The sequence below is a fragment of the Pseudoalteromonas sp. NGC95 genome, assembly GCF_015864705.1.
Taxonomy (GTDB): Bacteria; Pseudomonadota; Gammaproteobacteria; order Enterobacterales; family Alteromonadaceae; genus Pseudoalteromonas; species Pseudoalteromonas arctica.
The window spans coordinates 199111-213553 of record NZ_JADYWR010000004.1; the positions used below are offsets into that span (position 1 = coordinate 199111).

The window sequence follows — 14443 nt, forward strand, 5'->3', positions numbered from 1 at the left end:
ATGCAAATAAATTTCAAGATAAGAAAAAACCACGTTTAATCGATTAAAATACACGCTACAAGAGCATTAAACTTCAAAAACAGATCTGTTAACTTTTTATTTACATTGTGGTTTTGTTCGTTAGTTTACGCTTTTAAAGGTAATAGGCAGCGGATGGTCGTACCTGTCCCTAATGTGCTGTTAACTTCTATTTTTCCGCCATGATCGCTCACCATAGCGTATACAAGTGTCATACCCATACCGGTACCTTCTCCAACTTCTTTTGTCGTATAAAAAGGGTCAAACATATGCACTATTGTGTCTTCACTCATTCCACAGCCATTATCTTTTACCTCAATACAGATATTTGTGTCTAGTTCAAAAATATTCACCTCAATAATGCAGCCTTTTTCTAAATCAAGCTCGCATGCTTGCCAAGCATTCATTAATAGATTTACAAAAATTTGATTAATTGACGATAAATTGCACCAAATAAGTGGTAGTGGTTCAAACCGCGTTTTTATCTCGCATAGTTTGAGTTTGTTACTTAATAATCTTAAAGCATTATTAGCACCCGTTGTTACATCGGTTAGTTGCTTATCTTGCGAGGAGGAGGGGTGGGCAAAGTTTAATAAGTCATGCACAATTTGTTTTATTCGTTTGAGTCCTTCAACGCTGTCGTTAACTTGTCCCTGCAAATTGTTATAAAGCCACGCATACGGATACTGTAAATTGAGTATGTCGATTTCGTGTTTAAAACGGCTCTCTTTAATTTCATTGTTTAAGTATTGCTCGTTAAGTTTTAGCAACGTGATAAGCAAAGGGGTAGAATTTTGTAAGCTTTCTATATTACTCATTGCATAGGCAAGCGGGGTATTTATTTCGTGGGCTACGCCTGCACAAAGCGTTCCTAAGGTTGCCATTTTTTCGGTTTGCACAAACAGCATTTGCTGGTGTTCTAAATCGGCTACTTTTTTTTGTAATTCATTATTTATGGCAACTAAAACGGTGCTTTTATCTTTGAGTAATTGTTCTGCGGCCAAGCGCAGCTTTTGTTCGTTTAAAAAAGCACGTTCAAAATTACCATCTGATCCATTCATTCCTTTCATCCATATAGATAACTTTATACTTAACGTTTAGTCGTCTACATGCAAATTTGCAACTTTAGTGTGAGCATTTATCTACTTATAGATAATAACCACATTAGGTGACTCCTACTCTATATAAAAGGTAAGCATAAACAGGTCACGGATGTTTTTTTAAGCTATTATTTAGCCAGAAGTAATTTAAAGGCGGCGCAATGACTCAAGCAACACCAAACACACCAATGAATCAGGTTGATGTACTTTGTATTGATGATGACGAAATAGTACTACGTACGTTAACACGACTACTTGAAGTAAATGGCTTAACGGTTATTGTTTGCGATAATCCGCAAAACGCACTAACACTTTTTAAAAACCATGAATTTGGTTTAATTATTAGCGACATGCGGATGCCAGTAATGAACGGTGCCGAGTTTTTAGAAAAAGCGCGTGCGCTGGCACCCGACACTCAACGCATTTTATTAACCGGTTACGCCGATATACAAACAACCCTAGCGGCTGTTAACCAAGGGCAAATAAATGGTTATATTCAAAAACCATGGCAAAACGACTTATTACTTCGAAGCATTAAAGATAGCCTAGAAAAATTTGCGCTAAAAAAGCAAAACAAAAAATTAGAAACACAAGTTAAGGCACAAAACCAAGAACTACTTGAGCTAAATAACACGTTAGAGCAACGAGTAGAAAAACGTACCTTACAAATTAAACAAGTTTTAAAAAAGCTTGAAGACGCCAATGAGCGCGAAAAACAAGAGCATAAATCGACCGTTGAGCTGCTATATAATTTTGTTAACGCAAACCCTTATCTTGATGGCAACAAAGCACAAAATATTGCAAATACCTGCACACAAATAGCGCTTTACTTAAACCTGTCGCAAAAAAGCATTGATCTTGCCCCAATGGCGGGTTATTTAGCACAAATAGGTTTACTTGCTATGGATCCTGAACTTTATAAAAAACCGCTAAATCGGCTAAATGAGCAACAACGTAAGACCTTTTATACTCACCCAAGTACTGCACAATTAATGCTAATGCCAGCAATACATTTACACGATTTGTCGGATGCTATTTATTATCAGTTTGAACGTTTTAACGGAAATGGAATGCCCAAAGGCCTTGCTGGAAACGACATACCAATAGGCGCTATGGTATTAGGTTTAGCGCGCGACTATTGGGATGCGTTTGAGCAGAGCAATGCAAGCGATGAAAAGCAGCGCCATGAGGATGCACTCGAAAGTGTAAAACTTTATAGTGGTTCGTTTTACCACCCTAAAATAGTTCGTGCGCTTGAAGCAAGCCATGCAAAACTACACGAACAAAAAAGTTCAGCAGGATCAGTACTAATTTGTAATGCCCATGAGCTTAAAGATCAAATGATACTCGGCCATGCTCTGCACAGCCATTCGGGTATAATGTTGCTGCCTAAAGGTCATGTATTTAGCCGCAAATCAATAGAAAAACTGCAGCAACTAGAATCTAAAAAACCAGCCCCATTTAGAATTATGGTTAAAACTGCTAAATGATTGATCTAAACGGCAGTTTTTTTCGTTACAATGTGCATAAAATACATTATTGAATTTGCTTGAAGGAGCACTCTGTGTCGCGATTTTCTGCGGTTACTGACAATCCCCATGATGGGCGTTTTAACCAAAAAACGGGAATACTACTTACTAACCTAGGTAGCCCTGATGCACCAACAGCTGCTGCGCTTCGTATATACTTACGTGAGTTTTTATCAGATCCACGCATTGTAGAAATACCACGCCTAGTATGGATGATAATTTTACATGGCATTATTTTGCGTGTGCGCCCTAAGCGTTCGGCTAAATTATACGAAAGTATATGGACCGAAAATGGCTCACCGCTTACTCACATTACTCGCCAACAAAGCGTAAAGCTAAATACCTTATTAAAAGAACAAGGTTATATCAATACTGAAGTGGTAATGGCTATGCGCTATGGTAATCCCTCAATAGAGGCCGGCCTTGAGGAGCTTCGTGATAAAGGCTTAACGCGTATTATTATATTGCCAATGTATCCGCAATATTCTAGCCCAACCACGGGTTCAACATTCGATGCTGTATCGAGCGTACTGCGTAAATGGCGCTGGGTGCCAGAGCTGCACTTTATTAATGGCTATCATAAAAACACCCGTTATATTGAGTCACTTGCTAATAGTATTAGTGAGGATTTAGAAGCGAATGGTATGCCACAAAAAATTGTTTTTTCGTATCACGGTATGCCTAAACTATTTTTAGAGCGCGGCGATCCGTACCATTGCCTATGTTTACAAACCACGCGCTTAGTTGTAGAAAAACTAGGCCTTGATAAAGACAAAGTAATTAGTACTTTTCAAAGTCGATTTGGTAAAGCCGAGTGGTTAAAGCCTTACACCGATGCAACCCTTGAAGCCCTACCTGATGAGGGTATTACCGATGTAGCCATTATCAGCCCAGCTTTTAGCGCCGACTGCCTAGAAACACTTGAAGAGCTAGAAGGTGAAAACCGTGAAATATTCGAAAATGCAGGCGGCAAAAAATACCGTTACATAGCGGCACTAAACGACAGAGACGATCATATAGAAGCTGTGTTTGATGTTATAAAACCTATGTTGTAACCCAAGCTTACTAAAGCACATAGCTAAACATATTTCGCATTAAGCGGTGTTAAAATTAACACCGCTTTTTTTGTTTTTAGGGCTTTTAAAATATTTAGTTAATTAATTCACAAAGAGGTCAGGAGGCGCTGCGCTTTTAGAGTAGTGATAAAACATAAATATACTGGTTTTTGTTTTTAGCTTTTCTCATTTACTCCTCTTTTACTTCTCATTGTGCAAATAAAAGCTTTTAAAGAGCTAATTAATTCACAAAGAGGTTAAGAGGCGCTGCGCTTTTAGAGTAATGATAAAACATAAATATACTGGTTTTTGTTTTTAGCTTTTCTCATTTACTCCTCTTTTACTTCTCATTGTGCAAATAAAAGCTTTTAAAGAGCTAATTAATTCACAAAGAGGTTAAGAGGCGCTGCGCTTTTAAAGTAAGTGATACATATTGGCCGATCTGGTTTTTCTCAGTTATTACTGATTACTTTATCTTTGTGGAAGAAATTACTTATACTTTTAATAATAATTAAAATAAATAAAAACGTATTGTGGAGGGGAAGAATACCTAAGCAACAGCAATTAAACGCTATCGCTTAAAGTATAAATCAATCGCTTTGGTGAGGAGCTCGTCGAGTTGTTCTTCAAATTCTTCAATATTAATATCAAAGTGCTTTAAGTAAGCTCGAGCCTGCACAAGGGATAAATTACGGCTGTTAACGCTATATTGTCGCTCGTCTATGGCTTTATCGTAACGAGGTAAAAATACAAATTGGCCATAAAATGGTGACTTAATATGTTTATTTGCAAAACGACAAAAATCTTCAACATGCTCAGCACCCTTAGGGCCAAGGCAACCGGGCTCGATGCGATACATTAAGCGAATTTTTTTGTCGTCATTTATTTGCATATAAAGCCTTTATCTAAAAAACAGTACGCGTACTATTTTTCCATCTTTAATTTGGTAACTCGAAATAAGTTCTGAACGTTTATCAACTACCTTTTCGTCAGTTGAGCAGGTTTCTGATAGTTCGTGATCAATCACTATATCGCCGTGCACTATGCGCTTAATTGGTGATGAGTGAATACACTTTAACTTTTTAAACATTAGCCCATAACGTTCTATTAGTTTTTCTTTACCTTTAAATAATAGCTCATTAGGGAAAATATAAAACTCAACATCTTCGGCATATACCCGCAGAAACTCTTCAATGTTACGCGCGTTATACGCTTTAACTAACTGCTCTACTACCGCAAGTGATTCGCGCGATTGCTTAGCTTTAGTTTGTTGCTTAACTGTCAGCGCTTCTTTTGCTTGCGTAACTGCTTTTTCAGCTTCGGCTACAGCCACTGCTTTTTCTATTTTATTTTTCGGCTTTTCAGTAGGTTTAATCTGCTCGTTACCCAATACCTTTGAATCGTCTGGTTTAGTCGCATCAATTGTTGGCTTTTTAAGCTCAGGTGCTTTGTATTCAAGCGTATTTACTTTGTCGTCAGCTTTGACTTGAGTTACTGATTGCTCATCTTCAACTTTTGGTTTTTCAGCGTTTGCTTGAGCTTCAACTTGCTGCTCTTTTTGCTCAGGCTCGCTTTGTTCTGCGGCGTAAGTAATAAGCGCAACGGTGGTAATTAACGAGGCAAAAATAATAGATAACGGTTTCATAACTTTCCTAAAATGAACACTAAACACGTGTAATACCAATTACATTAAATAAGCGATCTATTATAGCGTCAAGAAAATAGCACAATAACAAGGCGAAAATTGTGACATATAGTTGTTCTATATGAATAACTTTTAACGCAGTTAGTGAGTTATTTAATGCGATAGAATGATCATATTTTTGATAAAATTGGTATAAGGGTGCAACATAGCAAATTTTAACGTTATCGGGTAGTTAATACCACCACTGTAGCCTACCAGTACTGCTCTACAGTGATGTTACCGGGTGCTTTGCGGCGGTTACGCGTAAAGTTTTTATCGAGAAGTAGCGCGGTGGTGTCTTTTACCATTTGTGGATTTCCGCAAATCATAAATTGCGCGTTACTAGGCTCAGGGTTTAATTTTACATGTTCAAACAAGCCGTTGCTCTCAATAGCGTTAGTAATCCGCCCACTTAAGCCTTGTAATGGCTCTTCTCTACTTACAACAGGAATATAGTTGAGTTGTTCTGGGTACACTCTTAATAACTCGTTAATAAGTGCTTGATAGCTTAAATCGTTATTAAAACGTACACCATGCACTAAGTTTATGCTTTTGTATTTTTTCCACACATCGGGCTGTTGCAATATTGATAAAAAAGGCCCTATGGCAGTGCCAGTACCTAACATCCAAAGCTGATCGCTTTGTGGTATTTCATCAAGGGTAAAAAAGCCGGTTGCGTGTTGTTCTATTAATACGGTTTCGCCAGGTTGTAATGTAGCTAAACGAGGAGAAAGCAAACCGTCAATAACGTTAATAAGGTAAAACTCAAGATCGGGGTTTTCAGGGGCATTCACATATGAATAAGCCCGAGCAATACGCTTGTCGCCATCCATTATAGAAAGCTTTGTAAATTGCCCTGCTTTAAACGGCTCTACATTAGCATTAACGGTTAAGCTAAAGAGCGTTTCGCTCCACCATGTTACGCTTTTTACTGTTGCTTCAACCCAATTAGACATAGTTACCTCTTGGTTTAGCCATTAAAGTTTTAAATAACTCACTCCATAAACATTAGCATTAAGTGACAAAGACTTACAGGAGAATATGACTCGATTTAAAGCAGTGATGTATGCAGAATTTACCAATAAAATAATGTGAATAATTAGCTCTGCGATAAGAGCCATTAATTGCATAAGGAAAAGCGAAGCAGCAGTAACTAAGAAAAATAAAGTCAAAAAAACAGTGCTTTTTTATTTTATCACTCAATTTAAAAGCGCTGCGTCTTATATCACTATTAGTGAATTATTTACTTGAAAAACTATTGCACTAGGAGAAGCCAAAGAGGAGTAAATGAGAAGAACCAAGCCAGAAAACGAGTATTTTATCACTGACTCTAAAAGCGTAGCGTCTCTTAACCTCTTAGTGAATTATTTACTTGAAAAACTATTGCACTAGGAGAAGCCAAAGAGGAGTAAATGAGAAGAGCCAAGCCAGAAACGAGTATTTTATCACTGACTCTAAAAGCGTAGCGTCTCTTAACCTCTTAGTGAATTATTTATTTAAGCCTTTATTAATTAATTTTATAGTTAAACTCAAATTCCACACATAAAAAAACGGCGCTAAATTTAGCACCGTTTTTATAAGCAATGAGAAAAAGTTTACGCTTTTTTCTCTTCACAACTTGCTAGGTATTCGTCAAACGTACCTTGAAAGTCGATTACTTTTTTATCTTTAATATCAATGATACGCGTAGCTAATGACGATACAAACTCACGGTCATGGCTTACAAAAATAAGCGTACCTTCAAAGTCTTTTAATGCATTGTTAAGCGCTTCAATAGCTTCCATATCCATGTGGTTAGTTGGTTCGTCCATTACAAGAACATTAACGTCTTGCATCATTAACTTACCAAATAACAGGCGGTTTTTTTCACCACCAGAGCAGTTACGCGCTTTTTTGTTTGAATCGTCTGCTGTAAACAACAAACGGCCTAACATGCCACGAACCATTAAATCGTTGTGCTTAGCTGTACGCCATTGCGACATCCAATCAAACAACGTTAAATCGTTTTCAAAATCTTTAGTGCTGTCTTGCGGGCAATAACCAAAGGTCGCATTTTCAGACCATTTAATTTCGCCTTCATTACTTTTAAGCTCGTCTACTAAACAGCGTAAAAATGTAGTTTTACCCACACCATTTTCGCCAATTACAGCAAGCTTAGCGCCAGCTTCTAGTAGTAAGTCGCCACCAGTAAATAACGTTTCGCCATCAAAACCATGGCCAAGCTTATTAACTTCAAGCGCTTGACGATACATTTTTTTACCTTCGTCAAACGAAAGTGATGGGCTCATACGGCTTGAAGATTTAACTTCATCAAGCTTAATTTTATCCATTTTTTTAGCGCGCGAACTCGCTTGTTTAGCTTTTGAAGCATTAGCACCAAAACGGTTAACAAAGTCTTGTAGCTCGTCAATTTCAGCGCTCTTTTTAGCGTTTTCAGCTAAAAGTTGCTCACGCTGTAGGCCCGCAGCATCTAAAAACTTCTCGTAGTTACCAGGGTAAATACGCAGCTCGCCGTAATCAATGTCGGCCATGTGCGTACATACCGAGTTTAAAAAGTGACGGTCATGCGAAATAATAATCATCGTACATTTACGTTTGTTAAGCTCGTTAGCAAGCCACGTAATTGTATGAATATCCAAGTTATTGGTAGGCTCATCCAGTAGCAAAATGTCAGGATTTGCAAATAACGCTTGTGCTAAAAGCACACGTAGTTTCCAACCTGGAGCAACGTTTGCCATTAACCCGTAATGAAATTCTTTATCGATACCCGCTTCAAGCAAAATTTCTTCAGCACGGCTTTCTGCCGTGTAACCGTCCATTTCAGCAAATACGCTTTCAAGATCGGCTACTTTCATGCCGTCGTCTTCGCTCATTTCTGGTAACGAGTAAATACGTTCGCGCTCTTGCTTTACTTTCCAAAGCTCCACGTCGCCCATAATTACCGCGTCTACAACGCTGTATTGCTCAAAAGCAAACTGGTCTTGGCTTAGGTTACCTAATTTCAACCCTGGAGTAATAGATACATTACCCGCACTTGGAACAAGCGCACCGCTTAAAATTTTCATGAAAGTCGACTTGCCGCAGCCGTTAGCGCCAATTAAACCGTAACGGTTACCGTTACCAAATTTAGCTGAAATGTTTTCAAACAACGGCTCTGCGCCAAACTGCATCGTAATATTTGCGGTGGAGATCAAAAAGGGTAATCCTAGATTAGTACTGACAGGAGTACGCTGCAGCAAAACGCCACAAACAAGAACCAGACAATAGGGTAAATTAGCTGGCGAATTATACAGATCAGCCACAACGAATGAAAGATAAAAGGCAGCTAATTTATAACCAAGCGAAAATAACGGCAATTCTCGATTTTAAGCCACTATTTTTAGCGTGAGCGGTGTTGCTTACTTACAGAGGGGAGCGTAAGCACCACCGACAGTAATATTAAAGAAGTGTTGCAGTCAAAGAGCTAAGTTATTACCCATGCTTTAATGCACAGGTTGATAAATTAACTTTATAGCGGCTGCATTTTTAGTAATTAATTGATTAACGGTTGCCACGTCATCAAGAGTTAGCGACTCTTTACTTAGCATAAAATGTACGTTGTTAACGTTAATTGGTGTAATAGACTTTACCTGCGTAATTGAGGGGTGTTTTTTTACAAAGTACTGTGCAACAGCAGAGTCTTCAATAACATAGTCAATTCGTTTTTTATCTAACATGCTAAATCGATTATTTGCTTGAGCAGTAAGCACCACCTGTGTTGGATACTTAGTTTTTAACTGTTCAAGCTCGTTACCAAAAAAGCTCCCACGGTTAATACCAGCTGTAAACTTTTTACTAAAAAGCTCAGCTAAGCTTGTTACATCAGGCGTATCTTTATGTTTATAAAGATGCATAACTTCTTCGCGGTAGGGCAAACTAAAGTGCGCATATTGTGCGCGTTTTTTTGTGTAACTTGCCGCGTAGGTCATATCTACTCGGCCATTTTTAAGCTCAGCTTGAACACGTGAAAAACTCGGAAAATAAGTCCATTTAATACAAAATTTTGAATCTTTAAAAATAGCGTTTGCAGCATCCACTTCTGCGCCTAAAAATGTATCACCTTGCTTAACAAGGTAAGGCGGCCAATTAGTTTCGTTAGTGCCCATTACTAATGTTTTTGAACACGCAAGGGCATTAAAGTGAGTAAATAGCAGTGTAGTAAATGCTAAAAATAAAGTTTTCATTACACTCCTTAAATTAGTGTTCAAACAACGCTTTAAGTGCTGTTTTATTTTTGTTTATATATTCATTAATTACCGCAAGCTCAGTAACCGACACCGTTTGTTTGCTAAACATTAAATAAATATCGTCTTTATTTACATGCTCAATATTGGTTACTAATTTTATATTTGAGCCTTTTTTGCCAAAATAAGCCCCCACTAACTCGTCTTCAATAGCAAAATCAATACGTTGTTTATTAAGCATTTCAAAGCGTTTACTGGTTGCACTGGTGTATTCAATCTGCTTTTTATATTTAGTTTTATATTGCTCAAACTCCTCGCCGTAATAGCTTCCAAAGTTAGCGCCAACAATAAAGCCTTGTTTAAAAATGTCTTCGAGGTTTTTAACACTATGCTGATTATTTTTGTTTTCGTATAAGCGCATAACCTCAGTTCGGTAGTTATCACTAAAGTGCACATATTTAGCGCGCTCGTCTGTATAACTTGCAGCCCATCCTAAATCAATACGGCCGTATTTAAGCTCAATAAAAGCCCGCTTAGAATTTGGCAGTAACTTAACTTCAAAACAAAAAGGGGAGTCAGCAAATATAATGTTAAGTGCATCAACCTCCGAGCCTTGCAGTTTACCGTTAATACCCATTACATAAGGCGGCCAAAAAGCATCGTGCGATGCCACGCTAAAGGTTCTTTCACAAGCAAATACATTAAATGGAGCCGTAAACAGCAAACATAAAAATACGGTAATTAATTTATTCATTACGCCTCATAGTTATTATTTTTGCTCATTATTACAACAGTATAAACCAGCTTTTGTATTTTAGCGGCGCGGGTTTGTATGAATATGTAAAAACCATCCGTAATTATGAGAACGCCTAGTATGCAGGTGTTTATAGAAGGGCGTTTGTATTGCATTTTAAATTTTATACTGCGTATGTATCACTTAACATCAGTGCTTAATAACAATGGCGTATTAATTTAAAAATTTCTACTTATTAAGCCTATATTTAATGCGCTTGTTCCTGTAGATTAAACAAATAATGAATGCAGTATTAACAGTGTCTTAGCTGTTAAACGATTAGCCAAGGAGCGGTGAGTCTCGTGTCAAACACCACACTTACTTATTACAACCAAAATGCCAAAGCCTTTAGCGACTCAACACTTAACGTTGATATGTCGGCGCTTTATGCTGAGTTTTTACCGCACGTTGCACAACATGGGAGTATTTTAGATGCCGGTTGTGGCAGTGCGCGCGATGCCGCATTTTTTAAAGCGCAGGGTTTTACTGTAAGTGCGTTTGATGCAAGCCAAGAGCTGGCAGAGTTGGCAAGCAGTTACTTACAACAACCTGTAGCGGTTAAAACATTCCAAGAGCTAAATTGTGTAAATCAATACGACGGTATTTGGTGCTGCGCTAGTTTATTACACGTTCCAAAAGCTGAGTTACCGCAGGTGTTTTTAAACCTACAACGTGCGCTTAAACCGAATGGTGTTTTGTATGTATCGTTTAAATATGGCGATACAGAGCGTGTGCATAATGGTCGTGAATTTACCGATTTAAACGAGCAATTATTAAGTGATTTAATCAATCAGCACACGCAATTGAGCATAATGAAGCACTGGCAAAGTGTTGATCAGCGCCCAGGGCGCGAAAGCGAAGTATGGTTAAATGCCTTGTTAACGCATAGCAAAGCGAAATTATAAGTGAATAGTTTTAGCGAACATCAACACCTGCAGAATAATAACCGACAGCTTATTACGGGTGATAATGATCCGTTATTACCCAACCTTGTACATGCCATAAACAATGCCACTGAGATTGAAATTACAGTTTCATTTATTCAGCCAAGTGGCTTAGCACTGTTGTTCGACCCCCTAAGCGAAGCTTTACAAAGCGGCGCAACGCTCAAACTACTTACCTCAGACTACCTTGATATTACTCACCCTAATGCGTTGAGAGAACTTATGGCATTAGTAGATCGTGGAGCCGATGTGCGTATTTACCAAACGCACAGTAATCAAAGTTTTCATATGAAGTCGTATATTTTTATAAAAACAAACGACCAAAAAGAGATTACTGGTGGCTGTGCCTTTATTGGCTCAAGTAATATTAGTGCCAGCGCATTAACCAAAGGTCATGAGTGGAATTTTAGACACGATTATACACAACCAAAAACAAGCCAAGCAGCAAAGCAGTTTTTAAGTATTCGCACAGCTTTTGAAAATATTTTTAATCACGAATTTGTTACCCATTTAAGCCATGAATGGATAAATAGCTACATTACTAGGCGTAAAACACAGCAGTTTGTATCGGTAAACCACGCTGATACAGCTGAGCAAGTTATTGAAAAGAATGAAGCTAAAACACCAAGGCCAGCTCAAATTGAAGCGCTTAATGCCCTAGCGCAAACCCGTACAGAGGGTTTTAAACGTGGTTTAGTGGTATTAGCAACGGGCATGGGTAAAACATGGTTAAGTGCATTTGATGTAAAACAATTCAAAGCTAAACGCGTTTTATTTGTAGCGCATCGCGAAGAAATACTTTTGCAAGCACAGCGTACTTTTTCTGAATTACTTACTTTATCTACTGGGTTTTATAACGGTAAACAGCGAGACAAAAACGCTGAGTGTTTATTTGCCTCTATTCAAACCATTGGCCGAAGTAATCATTTAAAGCAGTTTGCACCAACAGCATTTGATTACATTATTGTTGACGAATTTCATCATGCAAGTGCGCGCGTATATCGCCAGCTTTTAAACTACTTTGAACCCAAGTTTTTACTGGGTTTAACAGCTACACCAGAGCGTACCGACCAAGCTGATATTTTAGGGTTATGCGACAACAACCTAGTATTTGAGCGTAACTTAACGCAGGGGATAGACCAAAAAACGTTAGTTCCATTTCATTACTACGGTATTTGGGATGAAAACGTAAACTACCAAGCTATTCCGTGGCGTAATGGCCGATTTGATCCAACAGCACTTGAAAACAAATTTGCAACCGAAAAACGGGCAGACCACGCACTTTTACAGTGGCAGCAATACAAACAGCAGCGCACATTAGGTTTTTGTATATCTACTAAACATGCTGATTATATGGCGGCTGCATTTAATAACGCGGGTGTAAAAGCGCTATCTGTACATAACCAGTCAAAAGTACGCCGTAATGATGCACTAAAACAATTAGAACAGCGTCAAGTTGAAGTATTATTTACCGTTGATTTGTTTAACGAGGGGACTGATTTACCAAGCATTGATACCATATTAATGCTGCGCCCAAGCGACTCTAAAATACTCTTTTTACAGCAATTAGGGCGGGGTTTACGAACTCTTGAAGGTAAAACACATTTAGTGGTGCTCGATTTTATTGGTAACCACCACAGCTTTTTAAATAAACCTTATGCGCTACTTCATGAAACCACGCCAACTGGTGTAGTTAAAAAGCTTAAAAAACCAAACCTTGCTGATGGCTGCTTTATAAATATTGACTTAAAAGTTACCAACTTTTGGCAGCAGCTAGCCAATATACAGCGCACCACAGCGTTAGAAGATATAACACAACTTGCCGAGCAACTAGGGCATTTACCTACATTAAGCGAGTTTTACTACCACTACGGCGATATAAAAAAGGTAAACAGCAACTACACTAGTTGGTTTGATCTAATTGCTAAAACACAAAATATTGATGACGAAGCACAGCAAAGTGCCAAGCAATTAGCACCGTTTTACGACTTTTTACATAAAGGCATACAAACAACCAGTATGACCAAATGCTTTAAAGCTATTTTGCTTGAAGCGTATGTTGCTTTGAATGGCTTTGCTAACCCCCCAACAGTTGCAGAACTTGCTGTAATGAGTGCAAAGGTACTCGCGCGCCATCCGAATTTAAAGCAACACGATTTACCTATTAAAGAACAGCAAGCAGCTGCAGATTCGCAAACATGGCAAAGCTACTGGCGTAAAAATCCAATTAAAGCCTACACCAATAAAAATAAAGACGGCACACAATGGTTTACCTTACAAAACAACACCGTAAAAGCCACGTTTGACGTACCCGCAGAAAAATGCGAATTACTAAACAGCGCCGTGTTAGAGCTGGTTGAATACACCTTAGCCAAATACAACCAGCGGCTAAAAGTAAAAACGCCAACCACGAAACAGAATACAGAGCAAGAAGCTGACAATGTAACTCAGTTAGTGTTTAAAGAGCTTGCCGATACAGCAAAAGAACAAGATAACGTATTAAAACTGCTGTACTTTCCCAATATTAAAATTGCCTGTGGGCATTTTAAAACAGGGGATGAAAGCGATATGGAATTGATGGACGCGCCTCTTGGCGCGGGCAAGCTCGATCCGCAAGTGCATTTTTTAGCACGCGCTTCGGGCAACTCTATGAATGGCGGTAAAGCCCCAATTTACGATGGCGACTTATTGTTACTAGAACTTATAACCTCCGATAAAGCCGGATCGCTACGCGGCCAAATTGTCGCGATAGAGCGAGATGATATAGGCGGAGATGGCCAGTATTTACTGCGAAAAATTAATAAATTACCCAATGGGCAATATGAGCTAATTGCTCAAAACCCCGATTACGAGGTAATGATTGCAGATGAAAGCATGCGAACATTCGCCCGCTTTAAACAAGTGGTTATGGAGTAGTTGTAGTCGCTGAGCTTGCTCGCGCGAAAAGCGAAGCTTTTAAATTTCGGTGTAATTAGTATGTAGGTGCGATTTTACATCGGGCTCATAAATTGGTGTTTTGGCCCGAGGATTAAGGGATTAAGAACCTCTATTCGAGGTTATATCGCGTTGGCGATGGCAACCAAAGGGCGGCTGCCGC

11 protein-coding genes are annotated in these 14443 nt (G+C 38.6%); 4 read left to right on the forward strand and 7 right to left on the reverse strand.

What is annotated here, in order from left to right; genetic code table 11:
* Nucleotides 1-125 precede the first annotated feature (125 nt).
* Nucleotides 126-1079, reverse strand: a complete 954-nt coding sequence (locus I6E70_RS05745; RefSeq protein WP_197188264.1) for a sensor histidine kinase — start codon at nucleotides 1077-1079, stop codon at nucleotides 126-128.
* Between the two features lie 200 nt (nucleotides 1080-1279).
* On the opposite strand from I6E70_RS05745, the gene I6E70_RS05750 reads away from it, so the two are divergent.
* Both I6E70_RS05750 and hemH read left to right on the forward strand, forming a co-directional pair.
* The gene (locus I6E70_RS05750) at nucleotides 1280-2608 is read left to right on the forward strand and encodes an HD domain-containing phosphohydrolase (RefSeq protein WP_165735969.1); all 1329 of its coding nucleotides are present in this window, start codon (nucleotides 1280-1282) and stop codon (nucleotides 2606-2608) included.
* 74 nt (nucleotides 2609-2682) lie between these two features.
* Nucleotides 2683-3702: a ferrochelatase gene (gene hemH, locus I6E70_RS05755; RefSeq protein ID WP_197188265.1), complete on the forward strand. Its 1020-nt coding sequence runs from the start codon at nucleotides 2683-2685 to the stop codon at nucleotides 3700-3702.
* 571 nt (nucleotides 3703-4273) lie between these two features.
* On the opposite strand, the gene I6E70_RS05760 is transcribed toward hemH, so the two are convergent.
* The 6 genes from I6E70_RS05760 to I6E70_RS05785 form a co-directional block, all read right to left on the reverse strand.
* Nucleotides 4274-4594, reverse strand: a complete 321-nt coding sequence (locus I6E70_RS05760; protein WP_010555512.1) for a hypothetical protein — start codon at nucleotides 4592-4594, stop codon at nucleotides 4274-4276.
* Nucleotides 4595-4603: 9 nt separating this feature from the next.
* A complete protein-coding gene (locus I6E70_RS05765) occupies nucleotides 4604-5347 on the reverse strand; it encodes a nuclear transport factor 2 family protein (RefSeq protein ID WP_007583507.1) in 744 nt (247 codons plus the stop codon).
* Between the two features lie 251 nt (nucleotides 5348-5598).
* The gene (locus I6E70_RS05770; protein WP_101164395.1) at nucleotides 5599-6342 is read right to left on the reverse strand and encodes a ferredoxin--NADP reductase; all 744 of its coding nucleotides are present in this window, start codon (nucleotides 6340-6342) and stop codon (nucleotides 5599-5601) included.
* Between the two features lie 639 nt (nucleotides 6343-6981).
* The gene (locus I6E70_RS05775; RefSeq protein ID WP_010555514.1) at nucleotides 6982-8580 is read right to left on the reverse strand and encodes an ABC-F family ATPase; all 1599 of its coding nucleotides are present in this window, start codon (nucleotides 8578-8580) and stop codon (nucleotides 6982-6984) included.
* Between the two features lie 288 nt (nucleotides 8581-8868).
* Nucleotides 8869-9609, reverse strand: coding sequence for a substrate-binding periplasmic protein (locus I6E70_RS05780; protein WP_197188266.1), 741 nt, complete (start codon nucleotides 9607-9609; stop codon nucleotides 8869-8871).
* Between the two features lie 13 nt (nucleotides 9610-9622).
* Nucleotides 9623-10363 carry a substrate-binding periplasmic protein gene (locus I6E70_RS05785; protein WP_197188267.1) on the reverse strand — a complete coding sequence of 247 codons (741 nt, stop codon included), beginning with the start codon at nucleotides 10361-10363 and terminating at the stop codon, nucleotides 9623-9625.
* Between the two features lie 341 nt (nucleotides 10364-10704).
* Between I6E70_RS05785 and I6E70_RS05790 the strand changes: the two genes are divergently transcribed.
* Nucleotides 10705-11307, forward strand: coding sequence for a class I SAM-dependent methyltransferase (locus I6E70_RS05790; protein ID WP_197188268.1), 603 nt, complete (start codon nucleotides 10705-10707; stop codon nucleotides 11305-11307).
* A complete protein-coding gene (locus I6E70_RS05795; RefSeq protein WP_197188269.1) occupies nucleotides 11308-14262 on the forward strand; it encodes a DEAD/DEAH box helicase family protein in 2955 nt (984 codons plus the stop codon). It abuts the gene before it with no gap.
* Nucleotides 14263-14443: the final 181 nt, after the last annotated feature.